Raw genomic sequence first — 22,633 nt, 5'->3', positions numbered from 1 at the left:
GGATCAGGCTTCGACGGAGGCGGCGGTCGGGCTCGCCGCAGTCGCGGCCGCGGGGACGGGCACCGCCGCGGTGGTGGGCACCTCGGCCAGGGTGATCGGCCCGTGCGTGCGGTGCCGCCAGCTCGACCACGCCCAGCCGACGAGCAGCACGCCGCCGATGAACAGCAGGGCGCTGTACTGCAGCCACCACGAGGTGCCGGTCAGGTCGTAGATCTCCGGCCGGGGCCAGATGAGGTTGATCGCCATGCCGATCTGGAACGCCACGGCCAGGGCGTTGAGCGGGATGCCCCAGCGACCGAGGGTGAACAGCGGCTTGCCGTCCTCGTCCACCCCGGTCGGCAGCCCCGTGCGACGGAGCTTGATCCGCTGGACCAGCAACGGCCCGGTGACCCCGAGGTACGCCAGGTAGAGCATCGCGATGCACAGGCTCGACAGGGCGGTGAAGATCGCGGACTGCCCGATGTTGACGGCGAGGGCCAGCCCGGCGCCGACCCCGACGACGATCGACGCGGCGATCGGGGTGCCGGTGCGGGGCGAGACCCGGGCGAGGGTGCGGTGGAAGGGCAGCGCCTTCTCGCGGGCCATCGAGTAGACCATCCGGGCACCGGCGGTCTGCACGGCGAGGGTGCAGGCGAAGACGGCGACGGCGACGGTGCAGAGCAGGAGCCGACCGAAGACGTCGCCGAGGGTCGAGGTGATCACCCAGGCGAGACCCTGGGTGGCGAGCTTGCCGTCGGTCAGGCTCGGGGCGGCGACGAGGGCGCCGATGATGAGCAGCCCGCCGCCGAGGCCGGAGACCGTGAGCGCCCGGACGATCGTCTTCGGGGTGGTCCGACGCGGGTTGTGGGTCTCCTCCGCGAGCTCACCGGCCGAGTCGAAGCCGACCATCACGTACGCGGCCATCAGCGAGGACGCCAGGAACGCCCACACGTACGGCTCGGTGCTGGTCGACCCGGCGGTCGTGAACACCACGGAGGCGCTGCGGTGCGGCAGGAGGAACAGGGCACCGATGAGCACGACGACGCCGATGATCTCGATGAGCACGCCGAAGCTCGTCACGCGGGCCATCAGCCGGACGCTCGTGATGTTCACGATCGTCGTCACGGCGAGCATCACCAGACCGAGGACCACCGCGTTCGCGGCACCGGTCGGCGACGCGACGGACGGGTCCGCGCCCGGACCGCCGACGACCTGGAACCCGTCCCAGATCGCGGGGAGCACGGCCTGCACGGCGATGGCCGCCACCGCGACGGTGAGGATCTGGCCGATGATCATCGTCCAGCCGGTGAACCACCCGAACCGGGCTCCGGCCAGGCGGCTCGACCACTGGAAGATCGCGCCGGAGATGGGCCAGCGGGCCGCGAGCTGCGCGAAGTTCAGCGCGACGAGCAGCTGGCCGCCGAAGACGAGCGGCCACGCCCAGAAGAACGCAGCACCGCCCAGCCCGAAGCCGAGTCCGAACAGCTGGAAGACCGTGGTGAGGATCGAGACGAAGGAGAAGCCCGCCGCGAAGGAGGAGAACGAGCCGACCCCGCGGTGGAGTTCCTGCTCGTAGCCGAGGCGGGCGAGCCCCTGGGTGTCGACGTCGGACGTGGCGCGCGGTGCGTGGAGCGGTGCTTGCGGAGAACGCATGACTGCAGACCTTTCGCGGAGTACCTGTCGGGTGACAGGTAGTGCGACAAGTGTCTTGCGGCCCTGTGTCGTCGCCGTTGCCCGTCTGTTTCGAGTGCGTGACGGCAGGCCCCGGCGTGTAAACGTTCCGAGTCGGCGGGCGGATCAGCGGCGGGGGATCACTCGACGTCGACGTCCCGCTTGCCGCGGCGGACGATGAGCGGGTCGGGCTTGCCGATGACGTCGGCGGCCTTGTCCGGGTAGTCGAACTGCGTCAGGAAGTACCGCATCGCGTTGAGCCGCGCGCGCTTCTTGTCGTTCGACCGCACGATCGTCCACGGCGCGTAGCGCTTGCTCGTCCGGGTGAACATCGCTGTCTTCGCCTCGGTGTAGTCCTCCCACCGGTCGAGCGACAGCAGGTCGATGTCGGACAGCTTCCACCGCCGCACCGGGTCGAGCTGGCGCATCGCGAACCGGGTCCGCTGCTCGCGCCGGGTCACCGAGAACCAGAACTTCGTCAGGTGGATGCCGGAGTCGACGAGCATCCGCTCGAACTGCGGCACCTGGGTCATGAACGACTCGTACTCGTCGTCGCTGCAGAAGCCCATCACCCGTTCGACGCCGGCACGGTTGTACCAGGAGCGGTCGAACAGGACCATCTCACCGGCGGCCGGCAGGTGCTGCACGTACCGCTGGAAGTACCACTCACCGCGCTCGCGCTCGGTCGGCTTGCTCAGCGCGACGACCCGCGACGTCCGGGGGTTGAGGTGCTCCGTGAACCGCTTGATCGTGCCGCCCTTGCCGGCGGCGTCACGCCCCTCGAAGAGCACCACGACCTTCTGGCCGGTGTCCTCGAGCCAGTACTGGCACTTCAGCAGCTCGATCTGCAGCAGGTACTTCTGGTACTCGTACTCGTCCCGCGGCAGGCGCTCCGAGTACGGGTAGTCGTCCTGCCAGGTGAGCACCGGGTTGCCGTGCGGGTCGATCAGCTCCGGGTCGGCCGTCTGACCGTCCGCGACGCTGTACCCCTCGGTCCGCAGCTGTTCGATGTACTCCCGCAACGGCTGCGAGTACGGCGCTGTGTCCACGGTGTCCTCCCTCTGCGAGCCGATCGGCTGTCGGCCCCAGGGCCATCCTGGCCCGGCCACCCGCACGACCGCCCCACGCCTCGCCCTGGACGCGACCCGATGACGGCCTGGAGGCGCGGTGCGGGCCCGCCCCGTGCCTCCCGACCGCATGTGGCCCTTCACAGGCATGATGGGGCCATGACGGACCAGGCCGAGATGATCCACCCCGAGATCGCACCGAGCGGAGACGGGTGCGTCGAGTGCGACGCGACCGGTTCGTGGTGGGTGCACCTGCGCCGCTGCGCGGCGTGCGGCCACGTCGGCTGCTGCGACGACTCGCTCAACACGCACGCGACGCGGCACTGGGAGGAGACCGGGCACGCGGTCATCCAGAGCTACGAGCCCGGCGAGACCTGGGCGTGGGACTACCGCGACGACACCCGCTCCGAGGGGCTCGAGCTCGCAGCACCCACCAGCCACCCCGTGACGCAGGCAGTCCCCGGGCCGGCGGATCGCCTTCCCGGGGACTGGTTGGAACTGCTCGGCGGATCACGCTGATCCGCGGCGGTCGTCAGGTCAGACGGCCGCGGTCGCCTCGTCGCGGTGCGGGAGCTTCCAGCCCGGACGCACGAAGTGGCAGGTGTAGCCGTGCGGGTTCTTCTCGAGGTAGTCCTGGTGCTCGTCCTCGGCCTCCCAGAACGGGCCGGCCGCGGTGACCTCGGTGACGACCTTGCCGGGCCAGATGCCCGACGCGTCGACGTCCGCGATGGTGTCGAGCGCGACCTGCTTCTGCTCGTCCGAGGTGAAGAAGATCGCCGAACGGTAGCTGCGACCGATGTCGTTGCCCTGGCGGTCCTTCGTCGACGGGTCGTGGATCTGGAAGAAGAACTCCAGCAGGTCCCGGTACGAGATCTGGGACGGGTCGAAGACGATCTCGACCGACTCGGCGTGGTCGCCGTGGTTGCGGTACGTCGCGTTCGGCACCTCGCCGCCGGAGTAGCCGACGCGGGTGCTGACGATGCCGGGGCGACGACGGAGGAGCTGCTGCGCTCCCCAGAAGCATCCGCCGGCGAGGATGGCGGTCTCGGTGGTGGTCATGGTGGCCTCCTGGGCTCTCGTGTCACTGGCTGCGACACCGTGTGGTGCAACCGGCAACAGGGACGATCTGTTCCCGTCGTCAGGTCCGCTGTGGGGCACGGACCCACCCGGGTGTGCGGTCGGTACGACTCGACCCTACGAGTCCGTGCTCCGTGTCACCCCTGCGGTACGGTCATGCCACATGAAGCGGTCATCCGTGCACGACAAAGTCCAGCGCCGTCGGGAGAGGAACGCGTCCGGCGGCGGCTTCGTCGCCGAGCTCCTCAGCGACGCCGGTACCGCAGACGGCGACCTCACGACACGGCCGCGATTCCTCTGATGAGCCAGCAGTTCTCGCAGGTCTTGTTCAGCATGCTCGTGTTCGGGGGCGCTGTTTCGTCGGGTATCGCAGTCCTGAGTTCTGCTCGGCGCGCACGGAGTCGGCCACGAGGGCAGAAGCATCGCAACACCCCGATCGAGATCGTGCTGATCTGCCTCGGGTTCCTCTTCATCGTCACGGCGTTCTCCGTCGCGGTGACGAAGGCCTACGCATGACGCCCTCGACTCGACCCAGAGACTCTCTCGGGAGACGTCGGCTCGGTACGGTCATGCTCACATGAAGCGGTCATCCATGCACGACGAAGCCCGGCGCCGTCCACGTGGTTGGTGGCTGCTCGGACTCGCGTTCTGTTTCCTCGTGTTCCTCGAGGTGTTCGTGGCGATCGGCTCGCTGCCGGGGATGCTCGCCGCGCAGCTGCAGTACACCCCGTGTGGCTCCGACGAGACGATGCGGTGTTCGTACGCCGTCGGGGAGACCGCACAGATCCTCGTGCCGCTGGTTGCGTTCATCGTCGCGATCACGACGTGGGTCATCGGGGCGTCCGGCGCTCCCACGGTGCGGCGACGGGTGCTGACGCCGGCGATCGGCCTCGTGGTCATCGTCCTGATCTTCGTGCTCGGTGTCGTCGCGATCAATCTGTCGATCCGATGACAGTCGTGAACCGAACTCGCCGCCCCACCCTCCCGAGGACCTGATGCCGTTCACTCCAGGTCGGTCACGAGACAGGGTCGACTGCGAAGTGGATGGCGTCGTCGACCGACACAGGAGCGCTGGTCTCGGTGCCTGCCCTATAGCCGATCCGCTACCGGGCGGCTGCGGTTGCTTCCCAAGCTGCTCTCATCTCACGCTCGGCCAGTCGGTCGACGATCGGTGACCTTCCGGGTCGGTTACACCCGGTACCGACCGAGAGCCGCTGACCGTAGACATGCACGACGGGCGACTGGCTCAGGGTTCCATCCGCGACGAGCGCCCCTTCGACAGCGCTCGTCGCGGCGACCTTCCGGCCCGGTAGCGCTCTGCGTAGCCCTGCCACGAGAAGTCGTCGCCGTAGGCGCGCGTCGTGGGGTCTTTGATCTTCCACTCGAGCACGCCCAGCGCCGGGATCTCGGCAGGAAGCTTCGGCCCAGACCACTTGTCCTCGTGTTGCTTGCTTCCTTCCTGCGGCGTCCAGCTCCAGGAATTCTCGACGTTGCGCAGCGACACGACGACCGCGCTTTGCTCGTCGGCATCCGTCACGCTGTGGAACAGGCCAACGTCGTAGATCGACAGCGGAACGGACCCTGGGTTCTCTACGATGACCCGCAGCTCGGCCCAGTTGCGCGGCCCAGACGGACGCTGATCTGGCGAATCGAGAGTCCCAGGCGGTGGAGGTCGGCGATCTGGAGTCATTCCCGCAGCGCCAGGTAACGTCCCGACGACGCCGGCTCGATAGGGCTCGCTGGCGGGATGCGGTAGCCGGCTCGTTGGCGAATCAGGGTGCCGGAGCGTCGAGACATGCAAGCAGTCTGCAGGCGTCGGTGTTGCTCATGCCCTGCCGCATCAGCTGCCATTACTCGTCCTCAACGCCAACGGCTTTTCGCCCTCCCCGCGTCGTCGTCAGTGACAGCTCAGCAACGCGCGCCGAAGCAGCCAACGCCTTGCGCAGCGCCGCCGTGGCGGCGCTCTGGTCGCTGCGGAGTCTGCTCCGCCGTTCCCGCTCGAGCAGGTCAGCGCGCTTCCCGCTCAACCGAAGCGTGACGGCGGCAGATGCGACGGAGCTTCCCTCCCGGAGCTCGTCGAATCGACGTCGTAGAAGCCGGTAGCCGGTCGCGCGGCCCAGCCCGGCTCCGGCCGCGGCAGCGTCGACGGATGCGCCTGCGTTGAACGCCGACCAGAACCGGTCCTCGACACTCAGCTCGACGCGCAAATGGTGCCGTCCGTCGAGGTTCGGGCGCGCTTCCCAGGACGCTGCACGGCTGCTCGTCACGCCGACCGTTTCCAGCGCCGCCGCGGGATCATGACCGGAACGGCGCAGCTGCAGATACCGCTCGCGCAGGAACCGGTACCCGGTCTCCTTGCCGATGCCAGCGATTCGGCCGGAAGGTTTGAGACCTCGCCCCTCCGCAATCAGCGCGAGGAACCGGACAGCTTGCGGTGATGACAGAGACAGGTACACGCGGAACACCTCCGAGGAAGGTGTTGCGTCGACCAAGTGAATCCGGGGGACGCCAAACGCTACAGGCCACCCCGGACGACGAAAGCCGAGGAACGCGCGCCAGCATCCTTCTCGACAACGGCACTGCCGCGATAGTCACGGACGCCCCCGACGACAACCTCGAGCACGAGGACCGGAACTTCGTAGCGAAATCACGGTGCGTCCGCACGGTGGCGGAGCCTCGCCCGTGACTCGGCCGTGCGCCTCCAGTCCGGGGTGGGGCCGCGTCAGCTCGCGGTGTCCTCGAGCGCGTCGAGCGCGGCCACGTCCTCGGCGGCGAGCACGAAGTCGACGTCGGCGTTCTCGGCGATGCGCGACGGGGTCGTGGACTTCGGTAGGGGCAGGACGTCCTTCTCGAGCAGGTAGCGGATCGCGACCTGGGCGACGGTCTTGTCGTACTTCGCCGCGATCTCGGCGATCTGCTCGTTCTCGAGCAGGCCTCCGGTGGCGAGCGGCGAGTAGCCCTCGGTCAGGATGTCGTGCTCGCGGTCGAAGGCGGTCGTCTCGTCCTGGGTGTTGCCGATGAACCAGCGGATTTGGTTGGCGTGCGGGACGACGTCCGTGCGGCCGAGCAGGTCCTCGAGGTCGGCGACGGCGAAGTTCGAGACACCGATGCTCTTGGTGCGGCCGGCGTCGTAGAGCTCCTCGAAGACCTTCCACACCTCGACGTTGCCGTCACGGTGATCGGAGCCCATGTCGCTCCAGGGCCACGGCGCGTGGATCAGGTACAGGTCGACGTGTCCGAGGTCCAGGTTCCGGCTCGACTCCTCGAAGGCGTCGCGGACGCCCGAAGCCGTCTTGATCTCGGCCGGCAGCTTGGTAGTGATGAAGAGTTCGTCGCGGGAGATGCCGCTGTCGCGGACGGCCTCGCCGACGCTCGCCTCGTTGCCGTATGCCAGGGCGGTGTCGATGTGGCGGTAGCCGAGGTCGAGGGCGGTCTTCGTGGCGTCGTACGCGTCGGAGCCGGACGGGATCTGCCAGGTGCCGAAGCCGATCTTCGGGATGTGCAGACCGTTGGACAGGGTGAACGTGTCGATGAGTGCGGGCATGCAGCGGACAGTACGCCGGTCGGGTTCAGCCACGGTCACGGTGCGGAACCCGAGTGTCCTCGGGCTTGCGCGCACTCGGGGAGGAAGTGCCGGTACTCCTCCTTGCGGGCAGCGGTGCTCACTGCGCCGTCGAAGTCGGTCTCCGGAACAACCCCGACTGCGACGTCCCGGTGGCCAATCCCATCGCAGACGGCGACGATGACGCCGTCCGCTCCGTCGGCCTGAGACAGTGTCGCTGGGCGATGGAGCACCTGTGGAGACAGGTCGTACCAGACGAACGCGTCACCGTCCGGGACGAGGGCACCGGCTTCGGTGACCGTCATCCCGACCCGGATCTCCGTGGCGACCGGCGGTGTCAGAGGGGTGCACCCCGTCAGCAACGCTGCCACGAGGGAGCTCGCGAGAGCTGCGGCTTGCTTCGTCATCCGACCAGTCTGCCGCGTGCAACACCGCATGCAGAACATCAGCCATTGTGCAGTCGGTCGCCGGCCATGCGAGGGCGGGGAGGTGCCAACGGGTTGCATGGCGCCCACCTCGAACGGACGGAAGGACGCCCCCATGCCCCTGAACCCCACCGTGCACGACCGGAAGACCGGTGTCACCCCGCCCGGAGAGCCCGGCGGCTTCGAGCTCGCCCTGCTCGACCGCGGCGCCGCCGTGCTGCAGACCTCGGCGCCGCTGCGGGGCTTCGACGTCTACGTGGTCGGCTTCCACTGTGTGAAGGGCGAGCCCGACGTGCAGATGGAGGCGCACCACTTCTGCAAGGTGGTGAACGCCGAGATGCTGCAGTGCGTGCTCTTCGACGGCAACACCGCCGACGCGAACCTGATCGGCATCGAGTACATCGTGTCCGAGCGGCTGTTCGACTCCCTGCCCGAGGACGAGCAGGCGTCGTGGCACCCGCACAACCACGAGGTGTTCTCCGGCGAACTCGTCGCTCCGGGCCTGCCGATCGCGGTGGAGACCGAGCTGATGGGGCACCTGGTGAACTCGTACGGCAAGACCTGGCACACCTGGCACAGCACCCCGATGGGTTCGCAGCCCGCACACGACCTGCCGATCGGTGATCCGATGCTCATGTGGTCGTTCAACCGCGAGGGCGAGGTGGACAGCGCACTGCAGCAGGACCGGAACCAGGCGATGCGCACCGATCCGGAACCGCGCAAGGAGTCGCGGGCGAAGTACCTGGACCGCGCCCACCCGCAGCGCGGTGTCGGCGCGATGCGCGACGCCTTCACCGGCACGACCCCGACCCCGGGCGTCGTCGACGCGGACGACGGACGCCCCTGACGACGGACGGGAGGCCCGTGGCGGTGTCGCCACGGGCCTCCCGTCCGGTGTGTGCTGTGGTTCAGCGCGCGGTGCGCGTCCCGATCCGCGGCAGGACGAAGCCGAGCACGATCATCGCGACGGCCAGGAAGGCGTGCAGGACGTTGTCGGCGCTGTTGAGCGGCACGAAGTTGGCGGGGTCTGCCATGCCGGCGGTGAACAGGCCGTAGACGAAGAGCACCAGGTAGACGATGCCGCCGACGAGCAGGTACAGGCGGGCGGAGGCGGCGCGGCGGGCGGCGACCAGGCCGACGATGCCGAAGAGCAGGTGCACGATGTTGTGCAGGACGGACACCTGGAACGTGCCCAGGAGCAGGGCCATCGAGCTGTGGCCGGCCATCGACATCGAGCCCATGTCCATGGTGAGGCCGGGGATGAAGCCGGCGATGCCGACGATCAGGAAGACGACACCGAAGACGAACGCGCCCCGCTGGGTCCACGTCGAACCGGAGGCGGTGCGTGCGGTTGCTGCGCTGCTGGTCATGATCAGCCCTCTTTTCTGTACGCGCCGCACTGTGCGGCACACATGACATTCGGAGCGCTTCCCCGGTCGGTTTGCAGCGTGACGACTCAGTGCGTTCGGGGGACAACGAGCCTGTGCCCCCGTGCACGAGCACTGCCTACCGTCCACGGCACACCACGACGAGAGGAAACACCATGGCAAATGGAGTCGCAGCAGTCTGGGTCCCGGTCAGCGACATGGAGCGCGCCGTCGCGTTCTACCGCGACACGCTCGGTCTCACCGTCAAGGACCAGTCCGACGACTGGAGCGAGATCGACGCCGGCGGCCTGATGATCGGCCTGAACGGTCGCGAGTCCGCCAGCCAGGCGAGCGACGGCGGCGCCGTCGTGTCGTTCCAGCCGGACGGCAGCATCGAGGACGAGGTCGCCGCGCTCAAGGAGCGCGGCGCGGACATCCAGGGCGAGATCAGCGAGCACCCGTGGGGCAAGATCATCCCCTTCAAGGACAGCGAGGGCAACGACCTGCAGCTCTACTCGCCGCCGCAGGGCTGACGCGGCCGGGTGCAGGACGCACCCACGGACGGACTGGAGGCCCGTGGCGACGCCGCCACGGGCCTCCCGTCCGTCCTGCGGCCGGCTACGCGGACCCGCGCCAGACGACCTCCGTCGGCAACAGCAGACCGCGTGGACCGTCGTCCGTGCCGCCGATCTGCTCGAGGACCTGGTGTGCCGCCTGCTCGCCGAGCAGGCGCGCCGGCTGCCGCACCGTCGACAGCTGCGGGTCGCACCGCAGGGCCCAGGCGCTGTCGTCGAACCCGACCACACCCACGTCACCCGGCACGCTCCGGCCGCTGCGCTGCAGGACGTCCATCGCACCGGCGGCGACCGCGTCCGACGCGGCGAACACCCCGTCGATGTCCGGGGCTCGCTCGAGCAGCTCGCGCATGCCCTCGGCGCCGGCGGTGTAGCTGAACAGGGGGTTCCGTGCGACGAGGTCGGGGTCGAAGCGCTCGCCGAGCGCCGCGGTGAAGCCCGCCAGACGGTCCTGGCCGGAGTCGCGGTCGAGCCCGGACGCGAGCATCCCGATCCGGCGTCGACCGGTGTCGACCAGGCGCCGGGTGATCTGCTCGGCGGCGGCGCGGTTGTCGATGCCGATGTACGAGATGTTCGCGGCGTCGGACGGGTGCCCGACGAAGCACGCGGGCATGCCGATCTCCTCGATCGCGCCGGTGATCGGGTCGCCGTCGCGGGCGGACAGCACGATGGCGCCGTCGACGAACCCGCCCCGCAGGTACTCGACCACACGCTCGCTGTCGCGGGCGGAGTCGACCATGATCGTGACGAGCTGCTGGTCGGCATCGGACAGCACGGCGTTCGTGCCGATCAGGATGTTGCCGATGTTGGGGTCGTCGAGCACCACGACCGAGGGTTCGTGGACGATGAGCGCGATCGCCCCGGACCGCCGGGTGACCAGGCTGCGGGCGGCGGCGCTGCGCACGTAGCCGACGCGTCGGACGGCGTCCTGCACGGCCTCGCGCGCCTTCGGCGACACGTACGGCTCGTCGTTGAGCACCCGTGAGACGGTGCCGCGGGACATCCCCGCTTCGTCGGCGACGTCCTGGATCGTGGCGCGCTGACGAGCGGATCGGACCTCGGACATGGGGCAACCATATCCGCCGCTGAGGAGGCCTCGGAACGCCTCGCAGTTGACAGGGTGCAGCCGCTGGTGTTTGATCTGGGAGCGCTCCCAGAAACATCCGGCCCCGATCGGCCGGTGCGGACTGGGAGCGCTCCCAGAACACTGGGTGGCCTTCGCCGTCGAAGGGGTCGCACGCGACCGAGGCGGCCGGGGTCGCCCCGATCAGCGAGGATCCCCGTGACGACCACCACCCTGCCGACGACCGCCACCGGCGCGCTCGGCCTCGGCTCGACGGGCCTCGCGTTCGGGTGCGACTACAACCCCGAGCAGTGGGACCCCGAGGTGTGGGTCGAGGACGTCCGGCTCATGCGCGAGGCCGGCGTGAACCTCGTCGCGATCAACGTCTTCGGCTGGTCGCACGTCGAACCGCGGCAGGGCGAGTACGACTTCGCCGCGCTCGACACCGTCATCGAGCTGCTGCACGGCGCGGGCATCGGGGTCGACCTGGGCACCGGCACCGCCTCGACCCCGCCGTGGCTCACCACCCGGTACCCCGAGGTCCTGCCCGTCGTCGCCGACGGCACCACCCGCTGGCCCGGCGGCCGCCAGGCGTTCTGCCCGAGCTCGCCGATCTACCGTGAGCACGCCCTCGCCCTGGTCCGCGCCACCGCCGAGCGCTACGGCGAGCACCCCGCCGTGCGGCTCTGGCACGTGTCGAACGAGCTCGGCTGCCACAACGCGCACTGCTACTGCGACGTCTCCGCCCAGGCGTTCCGCGGTTGGCTGCAGGCCCGGTACGGCACGGTCGACGCGCTCAACGCCGCCTGGGGCACCTCGTTCTGGAGCCAGCGCTACTCCGCGTGGGAGCAGGTGCTGCCGCCCCGCGCGACGCTGTCGTTCACGAACCCGGCGCAGACCATCGACTTCGACCGGTTCTCGTCCGACGAGCTCCTCGGCCACCACCGTGCCGAGGCCGCCGTCCTGCGTGAGCTGAGCGACAAGCCCGTCACGACGAACTTCATGGTCGCCGCGCACATCACGGCGCTCGACTACTGGTCGTGGGCCGGCGACATGGACGTCATCGCGAACGACCACTACCTGGACCACCGCCTGCCCCGGCCGCACGTCGAGCTCGCCTTCGCCGCCGACACCACCCGTGGCCTGGCCGGCGGCCCCCCCTGGCTGCTCATGGAGCACTCGACGGGCGCCGTCAACTGGCAGCCGCACAACGTCGCGAAGGCCCCGGGGGAGATGCTCCGGAACACCGCGGCGCACATCGCCCGCGGGGCCGACGGGGTCTGCTTCTTCCAGTGGCGCGCGTCCGTGCAGGGCAGCGAGAAGTTCCACTCGGCGCTGCTGCCGCACGCGGGGACCGAGTCGAAGACCTGGCACGACGTGGTCGCGCTCGGCGCCCTGGTCGAGCGGCTCGGCGAACTGCGCGGGTCACGCGTGGTCGCCGACGTCGCGCTCGTCTTCAGCTGGGAGAACCAGTGGGCGGCCGACCTGGAGGCCCACCCCAGCACCGCGCTCCGCTACCTGGAGCAGGTCCACGCGTTCCACGCCGCGCTCTGGGACCTCGGCGTGACCGTCGACGTCGTCGCCCCCGGGGCACCGCTCGACGGGTACGCGCTCGTCGTCGTCCCCGAGCTCTACCTGGTGCGCGACGAGCACGCGGCCGTCATCGCCGACCACGTCGCCGGCGGCGGGCACGCGATCGTCAGCTGCTTCAGCGGCATCGTCGACGAGCGCGACCGGGTCCGCACCGGTGGCTACCCGGGCGCCTTCCGCGACCTGCTCGGCGTGCGGGTGGACGAGTTCCTCCCGCTCGCCGCCGACGCCACGATCGCGCTGTCCGACGGCACGACCGGCAGCGTCTGGTCGGAGCCGGTCGAGCTGCGCGGTGCGACGAGCGTCGTCGACTACGCCGAGGGCTCGCTCGCCGGCCGCCCGGCCGTCACCCGCAACGAGCACGGCGCCGGGACCGCCTGGTACACGTCCACGGTGCTCGACGCCGGTGCGCTGGGCGGCTTCGTCCACCGCGTCCTCGACGAGGCCGGGGTGCACGCCGACCCCGCCGTCCGCCCCGGACTCGAGGTCGTGCGACGCCGGGACGACACCCACGAGTGGGTCTTCCTGCTGAACCACTCCGACCGCACCGTCGAGCACCACGAGGCCGGCCACGAGCTCGTCGCCGACCGCCCGGTCACCGGCACCACCGCCATCGCCCCCGGCGGGACCCAGATCATCCGCACCGACAGGAACCGCTCATGACCACCACCGCACAGTCGCCCAGCGCGACCCGACGACGCCGGGGCGGCGGGTTCCGCTACCGCCGCGCGATCGCGATCTTCGTCCTGCCGTTCGCCGTCCTGTTCACGGCGTTCTACCTGGTCCCCATCCTCTACGCCGTGTGGGAGTCGCTGCAGAAGATCGAGCGGCAGGGCACGTTCGGCGCCCCGACGCAGGTCTTCGGCGGCCTGAGCCAGTACGCCCTGGTGTTCCAGGACGGCGAGTTCTGGAGCTCCGTGCTCCGCGTGCTGCTGTTCGGTGTCGTGCAGGTGCCGGTGATGCTCGGGCTCGCGCTCCTGTTCGCGCTGCTGCTCGACTCCCCGCTGCTGCGCGGCAAGCGGTTCTTCCGCCTGGCGTTCTTCGCGCCGTACGCGGTGCCCGGCGTCATCGCCGCGATCATGTGGGGCTACCTCTACGCCCCCGACCTGTCGCCGTTCTCCGCCGTGACCTCGCGGGTCGACCTGCTCGGCGGCAGCACCGTGCTGTGGGCCGTCGCCAACGTCGTGACCTGGGTCTACGTCGGCTACAACATGCTCATCATCTACTCGTCGCTCCTCGCGATCCCCGCCGAGGTGTACGAGGCGGCGAAGCTCGACGGTGCGTCCCAGCTCCGGATCGCCCTGTCGATCAAGATCCCGCTCGTGGTGCCGGCCATCGTCCTCACCGCGGTGTTCTCCGTCATCGGCACCCTGCAGCTGCTGACCGAGCCGACCGTGTTCCGCCAGTTCACCTCGACCATCTCGTCGACGTTCACGCCGAACATGCTCGTCTACTCGACGTCCTCGGTGCCGAACTTCAACCTCGCCGCGGCGTTCTCGGTCGTCCTCGCCGTCGCCACGTTCGTCCTGTCGATCGGGTTCCTCCGACTGACCCAGCGGAAGGCCGCCGAATGACCGTCAACGCCCCGTCCCAAGGCGACCTCGTCCGCGACGTCGGCCGACCGCTCGAGCCGAACCGGGCCTCCCGTCCGCACCAGCGCGGAGCGCGCGGTCCCCGTGAGAGCGTCATCTCGCGCAGCGCCGCGATGATCGTGATGGGGGTCTTCACCCTCTACTTCCTGCTGCCGATCTTCTGGCTGCTGGTCTCGTCCACCAAGACCGCTGCGAACTTCAACTCGACGTTCTCGCTGTGGTTCAGCGCCACCTCGGTGCAGGACTTCTTCGGCAACCTCGTCGAGCTGTTCACGCGGCAGGACGGCATCTACCTGCGCTGGCTGCTGAACAGCATCGCCTACGCCGGGGTGGCCGGCCTGCTCGGCACGGTGCTCTCCGCGATGTGCGGGTACGCCCTGGCCAAGTACCGGTTCCGCGGCCGCGAGGTCCTGTTCAACGTGTTCCTCGGCGGCGTGCTCGTGCCGGCGACCGCCCTGGCCCTGCCGTTGTTCCTCATCTTCAGCCAGGTCGACCTGACCGACACGTTCTGGTCGGTGTTCCTGCCGAGCATCGTCAGCCCGTTCGGCGTCTACCTGTCGCGGTTGTTCGCGGCGTCGAGCGTGCCCGACGAGATCATCGAGGCCGCCCGCATCGACGGCTCCGGCGAGGTCCGGACGTTCTTCACCGTGGCCGTCCGACTCATGTCGCCCGCGCTCGTGACGATCTTCCTGTTCCAGTTCGTCGCCGTGTGGAACAACTTCTTCCTGCCGCTCGTGATGCTCCGCGACTCGTCGCTGTTCCCCGTCACCCTCGGCCTCTACACGTGGAACTCGAGCGTGAACCAGTACCCGGACCTGCGCACCCTCGTGCTCATCGGGTCGTTCGTCTCGATCATCCCGCTGCTCATCGCCTTCCTGAGCCTGCAGCGCTTCTGGCGCTCCGGCCTCGGCTCCGGCGGCCTGAAGTAGCCCCTCGACCCGCACCCCTTCCCGCACCAGCTCTCCCCACACCACATCCGAACGGAAACAGCATGAAGACAACGAAGTTCCTCAGCGTCGCCGCGATCGCCGTGGCCGCCACCGTGGCCCTCGCCGGCTGCAGCACCGGCGGCAGCAGCAGCGGCGGTGGATCCGACACCGCGGCCGCGAGCTGCAAGCCCTCGGACGGCAAGGTCACCCTCGACTTCACGACCTGGGTGCCGAACATGGACAAGGTCGTCGCGATCTGGAACAAGGCCAACCCGGACATCCAGGTCAAGGTCTCGATCGTCGCGAACGGCAACAGCGGCACCTACCAGAACTTCTTCAACCAGCTGAAGGCCAAGCAGGCGCCGGACATCGGCCAGGTCGAGTACGACACCCTGCCGGCGTTCCGCGTGCAGGGCGGCCTCGAGGACATCGGCGCGTGCGCCGGCATCAGCGACGCGAAGAAGGACTTCTCCGACGGCCTGTGGAACCAGGTCACCTTCGGCGAAGGGAAGTCGGTCTACGCCGTGCCGCAGGACTCCGGTCCGATGGCGCTGTACTACCGCAAGGACCTGTTCGAGAAGGCCGGCCTCGACGCCCCGAAGACGTGGGAGGAGTACGCCGAGGACGCCGTCAAGATCAAGAAGCTCGGCGGCAACATCACCAACTTCGCCAAGGGTGACGTCAACCAGTTCGCCGGGCTCGTCTCGCAGGCCGGCGGCCAGTGGTTCGAGAACTCGGGCCAGGACTGGAAGGTCAACCTCGACGACGCCGCGTCGAAGAAGGTCGCCGACTACTGGCAGGACCTGATCGACAAGAAGCTCGTCAACACCCTGCCGAGCTTCACCGACCAGTGGAACAACGCCTACGACAGCGGCAAGGACTGGACCTGGGTCTCCGCGGTCTGGGGTGCGAACACGATCTCGAGCGGTGCGCCGTCGACCTCGGGCAAGTGGGCCGTGGCTCCGATGCCGCAGTGGAAGTCCGGCGAGACCAAGTCGGCCGCCTGGGGCGGTTCGTCGAACGTCGTCTTCGCGGGCAGCAAGCACCCGGCCGAGGCGTCGAAGTTCCTGGTCTGGCTGAACACCTCGACCGAGGCGCTCTCCGCACTGAACAAGGAGGCCAACCTGTACCCGGCCTCGACCACCGGCGCCGACCTGCCGGCCCTGACCGAGGGGCTCGACTTCTACGGCGGCCAGAAGATCTACGAGGAGTTCGCCACCGCGGCGAAGGACATCCAGCCCTTCACCTGGGGTCCGACGATGACGCAGACCTACTCGGACGTGTCCGACGGCTTCGGGCAGGCGGCGTCCGGCTCGGGCACGTTGGCCGAGGCGCTCGAGTCCGGGCAGTCCAAGACCATCGCGGCGCTCAAGGCGCAGTCGATCCCGGTCAAGGGCTGACGGACGGCGGCTGACGTCGCGCGGTCCACGCGTTGACGACGGACAGGAGGCCCGTGGCGGGGATCGCCACGGGCCTCCTGTCCGTCTCGGGTCGTTTCCAGCCCTACGCGACCGCGATCTCGTTGGGCACGCCCGGCAGCTCGTCGCTCGAGGCGATGACCTTGCCGGTGGTCAGGTCGACGGCGTGGACCTTCCGCTCGGCGGGGTCGGTGACGTAGGCGATGTCACCCTCGACCTTCAGAGCCGGGTGGGCGTCCTGCCACTCGGTCGGGCCCTCCCACGCGTCGATCACCGGGTACGACTCCAGCTGCTCGCCGGTGGTCTCGTCGAAGGTGTGCAGGGCACCGTCGTCGCCGAGCACGACGGCCTCGTCACCGGGGCCGCGGGCGAGGTCGCGGAACGTGAAGCCGACGCCGTCGGGCATGTCCGCGACGGTGTACTTCCCCGAGGCCGCGTCGATCAGGGCGATCTGGTCGAGCAGGTACCCCTCGCTGTCGGGGTCGTCGTTGTAGTCGCCGACCGCGACGGACGAGTCCTCAGTGGTGAACAGGTTGCCGGTGCGGCCGTACTCGGTCGGGGCGTCGATCTTCTCGAACGCGCCGTCCTGGTAGACCAGGGCGCCGTCGGTGCAGCCGAACACCGCGACCTCACCCTTGACCGCACCCTCGCCGTGCACGTCGGGGCACTCCTCGGACCGGGTGATCTCCTCGCCGTCGGCGTCCAGGGCGCGCACGCCGGAGCGGCTCTCCTCGGTGCCGATGGTCGTCAGGAGCGTGCCGTCCTCGAGCTCGATCGCGACGCCGTGGTGGGCGGCCTCGGACTTCGTCGTCTCGACCTCGGGCAGGTCGGCGCCGTCGAGCTCGGTGTGGTCGAACGTCGTCACGTCCCCGGTGCCGTCGGCGAACAGGGCGGTGCGGTCGCCGTGGACGACCGCGTGGCCACCGGTGTCGGCGGGGAACACCGCGTCGGTCAGGGCCGGCTCGGCCTGGGTGTCGAGGACCCGGAAGCCCTCGGGCACGGTGACGAGCACGTGGCGTCCGTCGCCGGCGGGGTTGACCCGGGTGAAGCCGTCGATCGCGTCGTCGGCCACCACCTGCAGGTCCTGGTCGAGGACGAGCAGGCCGCCGTCGTGGGTCAGGGTGATGCGGGTCCCGTCGGCCTTCGGGGTCGCAGTGGTGTCGGACCCGGCGTCGGTGTTCGTGGCGCACCCGGTCAGGGCGAGGGCGGCCGCGCCGAGCAGGGCGGCGGGCCACGCGGCCCGGAGCGTCTTCGTGTTCGTCATGTCGCTCACTGTATTGATTCTCATTCTCAATTACCAGTCGACAGGCCGTCGACGATGGCCTCGGTGTTCGAGCGCATCATGCCGAGGTAGGTGGAGGCGTCGCCGTCCTCGGTGAGGGACTCCGTCGCCAGCGGTCGGATCTCGACGTGCAGGTCGACCTCTTCCGCGAGCACCTCGGCCAGTCGCGCGGGCTGCGAGGCGTCGGCGAAGATCGTCCGGACCCCCGCCTCGTCGATCGCATCGGCCAGGTCGCGCAGGTCGGCGGCGCTCGGGGAGGCCAGGGTGGTCCCGCTCGGGATCACCGCCCCGACGACCCGGAACCCGTAGTGGTCGGCCAGGTACCCGAACACGTGGTGGTTCGTGACGAGCGCCCGGCGTTCCTCGGGCACGGTCCGGAACGCGGTCGTCATCGTGTCGTCCAGGTCGCGGAGCTCGTCCAGGTAGGCATCGGCGCCGGTCGGCTCGATGCCGGCGTCGCGCAGGTCCTGGTCGAGGGCCTCGACCACGTCGACCATCCGGGCGGGGTCGGTCCAGAAGTGCGGGTCGGGGCCGCTGTCGTCCTCGGTGGTCCACTCCAGCGGGTCGAACGCGTCCCCGGCGGTGGAGACCGGCACGCCGTCCTCGGCCGCCGCCGCGACGTGGCGCGCGACCCCCTCTTCGAGCCCGAGCCCGTTCTCGACCACCAGGTCGGCGCTCCGCAGTCGTGCGGCTTCCTGCGCGGAGACCTCGAACGAGTGGGGGTCGGCGCCCGGGGGCATGAGGACCATGACGTCCGCCTGGTCCCCGACGACTTCGCTGACGACGTCGCCGAGGATGTTCGTCGTCACCGCGACGAGGGGCCGGTCGGAGCCGGCGGTGGTGCACCCCGTGGCGACGAGGGCGACGGCCGCGGCGACGAGACCCGCGGTCAGGGCCCTGGTGCGCATCACAGTCCGACCTCGGCGAAGGCGACGGGGGTGACGGGGAGCTGGATCGTGCGGGCGACCCGGGCGCCGTCGGCGAAGTCGATCTCGTGCACGGTGCCGTCCGCGGGGTCGGCCACGTAGGCGCGCTGGGCGTCGAGCTGCAGCATCGGCGCGGGGCCGTCTGCGCCGGTGTCGATGAGCGCCTTCGTCGTGGCCGCCTTCCCCGTCGAGGCGGTCACGACGACCACCCGCCCGGAGTCGTCGAGCCCGACCACGTGCTCGTCCTCGTCGTCCACCGCGACCACGGCGCGCAGGGGCCGTTCGGTCGGCACGAGCCGCCACGAGCCCTGTCGCACGTCGAGCAACCAGAACCCGGTGGTGCCGGCCAGTCCGGCGACGGTGGGCCGGCCGGCGCGGGCGGCGAAGGCGGTCGGACGCTCGGCGCCGTCGGGCAGGTCGACGAACGAGGTCTCGCCGGCGTCGTCCACCACGACCGCTCCGTCGGCGCAGCCCACGACGGCACCGGCGCGGGTGACGATCCCGCCGGCGGGGTCGGTGCAGGTCTGCGCGGTGTCGGCGGCGTCGGTCGCCTCGCCGTCCGCGTCGAGCACGCGGACCGTGTCGCCGTCGGCCGCCACGAGCTGCTCGCCCATCGGCAGCAGGACGCTCGCGTCGATCCGGGCGGTCTCGTCGACCTTGCCCTGGCCCAGTGCCTCGCGGTCGAGCACGACGGCCTCGGCGCGGTCCGTCCAGGTGATCGTCGTCATGGTCTCGGACGAGTGCACCTCGACCCGGCCACCGCCGTCGATCGTGCCGACGACCCGGGGCTCGGCTGCGTAGTAGTGCGTGTGGTCGCCGTGGTCGACGGTCCAGGACCCGCCGTCGACGATCGTCGTGCGGTCGGCATCGCTCGTCACGAGGAACCGGCCGTCGGTCGCCGAGTGCTCCGGTGCGTCCACGTCGTCGAGTTCGGTGGTCTCCTCGGTGAGCAGGTCGTGCAGCGCGGTCGCGCCGGTCGCCGACACGGCCAGGAGGCGCACCTGGGGTTCCTGGGACTCGCTCGCGCCCGCCACGTAACCGTGGGGACGGGCGGTACCGGTCGAGCTGTCGGCCGACGGGGTGCCCGTGGAACAGGCGGTGACGGTGAGGGCCAGGCCGGTGGCGAGGCCGATGGTGGGCAGGAGGCGCGCGGGGGCGCGGCTGGTGGTCGAGTGCTTCATGCTCCCTCTCGAGACGGTGCGGCGGATCGTGGTGCTGCCGGCGCGGCCGCGCGCGCCGGTGTGGGGATCGGTGTGTGCCGCAGGACGACGGCGGCCAGGGCGCGCGAGACCACGACGCCGCCGACGGCGACCGCGGCGATGCTCGCGCCGGCGGCGGTGCCGGCGTGCCAGGACACGAGCAGCCCGACGAGCACGGCGGCGGCACCGATGGCGGCGCCGAGGAGCATCGTCGAGGCCACGTGCCGGGTCCAGGCACGGGCGGCCGCCGCCGGCGCGAGCAGCAGACCCACGACGAGCAGGGTGCCGACGGCCCGGTACGAGGCGACGACCGCCAGGGTGACGAGCCCGATGAGCACGACCTCGGCCAGTCGTGGGTGCAGGCCGAGCGTCGTGGCCTTGCGGGTGTCGAACGCCAGTGCGGTGAAGGGCCGGTGGAACGCCACGGCGACGGCCAGGGCCACGGCTGCGGCGGTCGCGAGGCCGCCGACGTCGGCCCGGGTGACGGCGAGGACGTCGCCGAACAGGATCGCGGTGACGTCGGTGGCGAACGACCGCGAGGACGACACGATGATCACGCCGAGTGCGAGCATCCCGACGAAGAGCAGGCCGATCGAGGTGTCGTACGCCAGTCGTGCACGACGACGCAGCGCCCCGACGCCGAGCACCATCACGCCCGCGCTCACCGCGGCACCGAGCACCGGCGGGATCCCGGTCAGGGTGGCGATCGCGACGCCGGGCAGCATGCCGTGCGAGAGCGCCTCGCCCAGGAACGCCATGCCCCGGACCAGCACCCACGTGCCGACCACGGCGCAGAGGACCGCCGCCAGGGAGCCGCCGACCAGGGCGCGCACCATGAAGTCGACGGAGAACGGATCGGTCAGCCAGGTCACGGTCCGAGACGCTACATGAAAACGAGTATCGATACTGATAGCGTGCTCAGGTGCCTGCGACCGAGCCGACCGACCCCTCCGCGCCCCGATCCGCCGTGCACCTGGACCGGGTGACGGCAGTCCTCGGCGACCGGACCGTCCTCGACATGCTCGACGTGACGTTCCCCGCCGGGGCCGTGACCGCACTCACCGGACCGAACGGATCCGGCAAGTCGACGCTGCTCGACGTGGTCGCGGACGTCATCCGGCCGACCGCCGGGCGGGTGACGGGCCTCCCGTCCGACGGCGTCGCCTACGTGACCCAGTCCGTACCGCCGACCACGCTCCCGCTCACCGTCCGCGCGGCCGTCACGATGGGGCGGTGGCGGCACCGCGCGTGGTGGCGGCCGCTCGGACGCGCTGACCGGGCTGTCGTCGACGTGCAGCTCGAACGGATGGCGATCGCGGAGCTCGCCGATCGGCCGATCGAGGAGCTCTCGGGCGGGCAGCGGCAGCGCACGCTCGTCGCGCTCGGGCTGGCGCAGCGTGCCGGGGTGCTGCTGGTCGACGAACCGACCGCGGGGGTCGACGCCGAGTCCGCGGCGCTCGTGGTGGCGGCGCTCGCCGACGAGGCCGCGGCCGGCGTCGTGGTCGTGCACGCGGCCCACGACCCGGCCGCGATCGCCGCAGCCGACCGCATCGTCACCCTGACCTGACCCTGCTTCCGTCGGGTCGATTCCGCTGAACACCGGTGTTCACCCGTTGAACCGCGGTTTGCGCGTGTTCAGAGCACGAACACCGGTGTTCCGCGGGCCCCGGAACGGCGGTCAGGGGCAGGCGACGGCCACCGGGCCGGTCGGCGTCGGGTCGGCCCCGACCGGCTCGACCGCCGGCACGGCACTCGACTTCCGCAGCCCCATCGCGACGAGCACCACCGCACCGACGATCGCGACCCCGCCCGCCAGCCAGAAGTCGGCTGCCAGACCGAACGACGACACCGCGGCACCGCCGAGCACCGAACCGGCGGCGATCGCGAGCTGGATCGTCGTGACGAACAGCGCGAGCCCGGTCTCGGACCCGGCCGGCGACGCCGTCGACATCCACGTCTGCATCCCGAGCGGCAGCGCACCCCACACCAAGCCCCACACGACGAGCAGCACGAAGACCCCCACGACGGAGTGGGCGAGCAGCGGGAGCAGCACGACGGCCGCCGCGAGCACGAACTTCGACGCCCCGATGGTGCCGAGGACACTGCGGTCGAGCGTGAAGCCGGCGGCGAAGTTCCCGACGATGCCCGCGACGCCGAACACCAGCAGCGCGATCGTCACGGTGTCCGGGCCGACGCCGACGAGCTGCTGCAGGTACGGCGCGATGTAGGTGTACGCGGCGAACTGGGCCGCGAAGACGAAGGCTGCGGCGATGAGCCCGACCCGGGCGCGGGGCACACGGAGCAGCGACCCGAGCGTGGCGAACCGCACCCGCTGCTGCGCGGGGATCCTCGGCAGCATCGCCAGCTGCAGGACGAGCGCGACGAGACCGAGCGCCCCACCGATCACGAAGCCGAGGCGCCAGCTGGCGAGCGACGACACCAGGGCGCCGAGCGGCAGACTCACGACGGTCGCGACGGAGACGCCGGCCGTGATGAGCGAGGTCGCGCGGATCGTCAGCTCCGGCCGGACGAGTCGCCCGGCGATCCCGGCACCGATGGCCCAGAAACCACCGATGCCGACACCGAGCAGCATCCGTGCGATGAGCAGCACCCAGAACGACGGTGCGATCGCGGCGAGGCCGTCGGCGACCACGAGCAGCACGGTCAGGGACACGAGCACCACCCGGCGGTCGAGCCGCGAGGTCAGGACGGTGACGACCGGTGCCGCGACGGCGCCGACGAGTCCGGTGGCGACGACCATCAGGCCGGCGGTGCCGATGCCGACGTCCAGGTCGTCGGCGATGGCGGGGAGCAGCCCGATGGGCAGGAACTCGGACAGGACGAGCACGAACGACCCGAGTGCGACGGACGTGACGCTGAGCCACCCGCGGCGCGCTGCTGACGATGTCAT

General features: G+C 70.3%; 24 protein-coding genes. 10 read left to right on the top strand and 14 right to left on the bottom strand.

Features of this window, described 5'->3' with window-relative positions; translation table 11 throughout:
- Positions 1–3 precede the first annotated feature (3 nt).
- Both DEI98_RS13625 and ppk2 read right to left on the bottom strand, forming a co-directional pair.
- The gene (locus DEI98_RS13625) at positions 4–1,632 is read right to left on the bottom strand and encodes an APC family permease (RefSeq protein WP_110863544.1); all 1,629 of its coding nucleotides are present in this window, start codon (positions 1,630–1,632) and stop codon (positions 4–6) included.
- Positions 1,633–1,790: 158 nt separating this feature from the next.
- Positions 1,791–2,699 (bottom strand): polyphosphate kinase 2, encoded by a 909-nt coding sequence (ppk2, locus tag DEI98_RS13620; RefSeq protein WP_027467245.1) that lies wholly within the window; start codon positions 2,697–2,699, stop codon positions 1,791–1,793.
- Between the two features lie 177 nt (positions 2,700–2,876).
- On the opposite strand from ppk2, the gene DEI98_RS13615 reads away from it, so the two are divergent.
- On the top strand, positions 2,877–3,236 hold the full coding sequence (locus DEI98_RS13615) for a UBP-type zinc finger domain-containing protein (protein WP_071404761.1): 360 nt from the start codon (positions 2,877–2,879) through the stop codon (positions 3,234–3,236).
- 18 nt (positions 3,237–3,254) lie between these two features.
- Here DEI98_RS13615 and msrA read toward each other — a convergent pair whose 3' ends face one another.
- A complete protein-coding gene (gene msrA, locus DEI98_RS13610; protein WP_110863542.1) occupies positions 3,255–3,776 on the bottom strand; it encodes a peptide-methionine (S)-S-oxide reductase MsrA in 522 nt (173 codons plus the stop codon).
- Positions 3,777–4,094: 318 nt separating this feature from the next.
- Between msrA and DEI98_RS13605 the strand changes: the two genes are divergently transcribed.
- Positions 4,095–4,310 (top strand): hypothetical protein, encoded by a 216-nt coding sequence (locus DEI98_RS13605; RefSeq protein ID WP_111101038.1) that lies wholly within the window; start codon positions 4,095–4,097, stop codon positions 4,308–4,310.
- A gap of 61 nt (positions 4,311–4,371) precedes the next feature.
- A complete protein-coding gene (locus DEI98_RS13600) occupies positions 4,372–4,746 on the top strand; it encodes a hypothetical protein (protein ID WP_146243526.1) in 375 nt (124 codons plus the stop codon).
- A gap of 294 nt (positions 4,747–5,040) precedes the next feature.
- Here the strand turns inward: DEI98_RS13600 and DEI98_RS13595 are convergent, their stop codons facing one another.
- The 4 genes from DEI98_RS13595 to DEI98_RS13580 all read right to left on the bottom strand — a co-directional run bounded on the left by DEI98_RS13595 (position 5,041) and on the right by DEI98_RS13580 (position 7,763).
- Complete coding sequence (locus tag DEI98_RS13595; protein WP_111101036.1) at positions 5,041–5,331, bottom strand: hypothetical protein; 291 nt, start codon at positions 5,329–5,331, stop codon at positions 5,041–5,043.
- A 313-nt stretch (positions 5,332–5,644) separates the two neighbouring features.
- Positions 5,645–6,250 (bottom strand): hypothetical protein, encoded by a 606-nt coding sequence (locus DEI98_RS13590; protein ID WP_146243525.1) that lies wholly within the window; start codon positions 6,248–6,250, stop codon positions 5,645–5,647.
- Between the two features lie 266 nt (positions 6,251–6,516).
- A complete protein-coding gene (locus tag DEI98_RS13585; protein ID WP_111101034.1) occupies positions 6,517–7,338 on the bottom strand; it encodes an aldo/keto reductase in 822 nt (273 codons plus the stop codon).
- A gap of 35 nt (positions 7,339–7,373) precedes the next feature.
- The gene (locus DEI98_RS13580) at positions 7,374–7,763 is read right to left on the bottom strand and encodes a hypothetical protein (protein ID WP_146243524.1); all 390 of its coding nucleotides are present in this window, start codon (positions 7,761–7,763) and stop codon (positions 7,374–7,376) included.
- 133 nt (positions 7,764–7,896) lie between these two features.
- Between DEI98_RS13580 and DEI98_RS13575 the strand changes: the two genes are divergently transcribed.
- Positions 7,897–8,628: an OBAP family protein gene (locus DEI98_RS13575; protein WP_111101032.1), complete on the top strand. Its 732-nt coding sequence runs from the start codon at positions 7,897–7,899 to the stop codon at positions 8,626–8,628.
- 61 nt (positions 8,629–8,689) lie between these two features.
- Here DEI98_RS13575 and DEI98_RS13570 read toward each other — a convergent pair whose 3' ends face one another.
- A complete protein-coding gene (locus tag DEI98_RS13570; protein ID WP_110863530.1) occupies positions 8,690–9,151 on the bottom strand; it encodes a DUF4383 domain-containing protein in 462 nt (153 codons plus the stop codon).
- Positions 9,152–9,324: 173 nt separating this feature from the next.
- Here DEI98_RS13570 and DEI98_RS13565 point away from each other — a divergent pair, with 173 nt between their 5' ends.
- Entirely contained in the window at positions 9,325–9,681 is a 357-nt protein-coding gene (locus DEI98_RS13565; protein WP_111101031.1) for a VOC family protein, read from the top strand.
- Positions 9,682–9,766: 85 nt separating this feature from the next.
- Here DEI98_RS13565 and DEI98_RS13560 read toward each other — a convergent pair whose 3' ends face one another.
- Positions 9,767–10,789 carry a LacI family DNA-binding transcriptional regulator gene (locus DEI98_RS13560; RefSeq protein WP_071245173.1) on the bottom strand — a complete coding sequence of 341 codons (1,023 nt, stop codon included), beginning with the start codon at positions 10,787–10,789 and terminating at the stop codon, positions 9,767–9,769.
- Positions 10,790–11,005: 216 nt separating this feature from the next.
- On the opposite strand from DEI98_RS13560, the gene DEI98_RS13555 reads away from it, so the two are divergent.
- The 4 genes from DEI98_RS13555 (at position 11,006) to DEI98_RS13540 (ending at position 16,297) form a co-directional block, all read left to right on the top strand.
- Positions 11,006–13,039 carry a beta-galactosidase gene (locus tag DEI98_RS13555; protein ID WP_111101030.1) on the top strand — a complete coding sequence of 678 codons (2,034 nt, stop codon included), beginning with the start codon at positions 11,006–11,008 and terminating at the stop codon, positions 13,037–13,039.
- On the top strand, positions 13,036–13,950 hold the full coding sequence (locus DEI98_RS13550; RefSeq protein ID WP_027467229.1) for a carbohydrate ABC transporter permease: 915 nt from the start codon (positions 13,036–13,038) through the stop codon (positions 13,948–13,950). Before DEI98_RS13555 ends, DEI98_RS13550 begins: the two co-directional genes overlap by 4 nt.
- Positions 13,947–14,897 carry a carbohydrate ABC transporter permease gene (locus DEI98_RS13545; protein ID WP_228516621.1) on the top strand — a complete coding sequence of 317 codons (951 nt, stop codon included), beginning with the start codon at positions 13,947–13,949 and terminating at the stop codon, positions 14,895–14,897. The genes DEI98_RS13550 and DEI98_RS13545 overlap by 4 nt, the downstream gene beginning before the upstream one ends.
- Before the next feature lie 62 nt (positions 14,898–14,959).
- The gene (locus DEI98_RS13540; RefSeq protein WP_111101029.1) at positions 14,960–16,297 is read left to right on the top strand and encodes an ABC transporter substrate-binding protein; all 1,338 of its coding nucleotides are present in this window, start codon (positions 14,960–14,962) and stop codon (positions 16,295–16,297) included.
- A gap of 103 nt (positions 16,298–16,400) precedes the next feature.
- On the opposite strand, the gene DEI98_RS13535 is transcribed toward DEI98_RS13540, so the two are convergent.
- The 4 genes from DEI98_RS13535 to aztB are packed head-to-tail and all read right to left on the bottom strand — an operon-like array spanning position 16,401 to position 20,594.
- Positions 16,401–17,579: a hypothetical protein gene (locus DEI98_RS13535; RefSeq protein ID WP_111101028.1), complete on the bottom strand. Its 1,179-nt coding sequence runs from the start codon at positions 17,577–17,579 to the stop codon at positions 16,401–16,403.
- A 26-nt stretch (positions 17,580–17,605) separates the two neighbouring features.
- A complete protein-coding gene (locus DEI98_RS13530; RefSeq protein ID WP_111101061.1) occupies positions 17,606–18,505 on the bottom strand; it encodes a metal ABC transporter substrate-binding protein in 900 nt (299 codons plus the stop codon).
- Complete coding sequence (locus DEI98_RS13525; protein ID WP_111101027.1) at positions 18,505–19,704, bottom strand: ABC transporter; 1,200 nt, start codon at positions 19,702–19,704, stop codon at positions 18,505–18,507. The genes DEI98_RS13530 and DEI98_RS13525 overlap by 1 nt, the downstream gene beginning before the upstream one ends.
- Complete coding sequence (gene aztB / locus DEI98_RS13520) at positions 19,701–20,594, bottom strand: zinc ABC transporter permease AztB (protein WP_111101026.1); 894 nt, start codon at positions 20,592–20,594, stop codon at positions 19,701–19,703. The genes DEI98_RS13525 and aztB overlap by 4 nt, the downstream gene beginning before the upstream one ends.
- A gap of 50 nt (positions 20,595–20,644) precedes the next feature.
- Between aztB and aztA the strand changes: the two genes are divergently transcribed.
- Positions 20,645–21,289 carry a zinc ABC transporter ATP-binding protein AztA gene (gene aztA, locus DEI98_RS13515; protein WP_258370869.1) on the top strand — a complete coding sequence of 215 codons (645 nt, stop codon included), beginning with the start codon at positions 20,645–20,647 and terminating at the stop codon, positions 21,287–21,289.
- Between the two features lie 111 nt (positions 21,290–21,400).
- On the opposite strand, the gene DEI98_RS13510 is transcribed toward aztA, so the two are convergent.
- On the bottom strand, positions 21,401–22,633 hold the full coding sequence (locus DEI98_RS13510; RefSeq protein ID WP_111101025.1) for an MFS transporter: 1,233 nt from the start codon (positions 22,631–22,633) through the stop codon (positions 21,401–21,403).

The organism is Curtobacterium sp. MCLR17_034, assembly GCF_003234485.1.
Classification (GTDB): domain Bacteria; phylum Actinomycetota; class Actinomycetes; order Actinomycetales; family Microbacteriaceae; genus Curtobacterium; species Curtobacterium flaccumfaciens.
This window is presented reverse-complemented; position numbering and strand designations above follow the sequence as displayed.

What these genes read in the sequence shown, in the direction of transcription:
- DEI98_RS13625 (WP_110863544.1), bottom strand. Translation starts at nt 1,632, where the DNA reads ATGCGTTCTCCGCAAGCACCGCTCCACGCACCGCGCGCCACGTCCGAC.
- DEI98_RS13525 (WP_111101027.1), bottom strand. Translation starts at nt 19,704, where the DNA reads ATGAAGCACTCGACCACCAGCCGCGCCCCCGCGCGCCTCCTGCCCACC.
- DEI98_RS13565 (WP_111101031.1), top strand. Translation starts at nt 9,325, where the DNA reads ATGGCAAATGGAGTCGCAGCAGTCTGGGTCCCGGTCAGCGACATGGAG.
- DEI98_RS13540 (WP_111101029.1), top strand. Translation starts at nt 14,960, where the DNA reads ATGAAGACAACGAAGTTCCTCAGCGTCGCCGCGATCGCCGTGGCCGCC.
- DEI98_RS13545 (WP_228516621.1), top strand. Translation starts at nt 13,947, where the DNA reads ATGACCGTCAACGCCCCGTCCCAAGGCGACCTCGTCCGCGACGTCGGC.
- DEI98_RS13600 (WP_146243526.1), top strand. Translation starts at nt 4,372, where the DNA reads ATGAAGCGGTCATCCATGCACGACGAAGCCCGGCGCCGTCCACGTGGT.
- DEI98_RS13585 (WP_111101034.1), bottom strand. Translation starts at nt 7,338, where the DNA reads ATGCCCGCACTCATCGACACGTTCACCCTGTCCAACGGTCTGCACATC.
- DEI98_RS13560 (WP_071245173.1), bottom strand. Translation starts at nt 10,789, where the DNA reads ATGTCCGAGGTCCGATCCGCTCGTCAGCGCGCCACGATCCAGGACGTC.
- DEI98_RS13605 (WP_111101038.1), top strand. Translation starts at nt 4,095, where the DNA reads ATGAGCCAGCAGTTCTCGCAGGTCTTGTTCAGCATGCTCGTGTTCGGG.
- msrA (WP_110863542.1), bottom strand. Translation starts at nt 3,776, where the DNA reads ATGACCACCACCGAGACCGCCATCCTCGCCGGCGGATGCTTCTGGGGA.
- DEI98_RS13550 (WP_027467229.1), top strand. Translation starts at nt 13,036, where the DNA reads ATGACCACCACCGCACAGTCGCCCAGCGCGACCCGACGACGCCGGGGC.
- DEI98_RS13615 (WP_071404761.1), top strand. Translation starts at nt 2,877, where the DNA reads ATGACGGACCAGGCCGAGATGATCCACCCCGAGATCGCACCGAGCGGA.
- DEI98_RS13570 (WP_110863530.1), bottom strand. Translation starts at nt 9,151, where the DNA reads ATGACCAGCAGCGCAGCAACCGCACGCACCGCCTCCGGTTCGACGTGG.
- DEI98_RS13510 (WP_111101025.1), bottom strand. Translation starts at nt 22,633, where the DNA reads ATGACATCGTCAGCAGCGCGCCGCGGGTGGCTCAGCGTCACGTCCGTC.
- DEI98_RS13575 (WP_111101032.1), top strand. Translation starts at nt 7,897, where the DNA reads ATGCCCCTGAACCCCACCGTGCACGACCGGAAGACCGGTGTCACCCCG.
- DEI98_RS13530 (WP_111101061.1), bottom strand. Translation starts at nt 18,505, where the DNA reads ATGCGCACCAGGGCCCTGACCGCGGGTCTCGTCGCCGCGGCCGTCGCC.
- DEI98_RS13580 (WP_146243524.1), bottom strand. Translation starts at nt 7,763, where the DNA reads ATGACGAAGCAAGCCGCAGCTCTCGCGAGCTCCCTCGTGGCAGCGTTG.
- DEI98_RS13535 (WP_111101028.1), bottom strand. Translation starts at nt 17,579, where the DNA reads ATGACGAACACGAAGACGCTCCGGGCCGCGTGGCCCGCCGCCCTGCTC.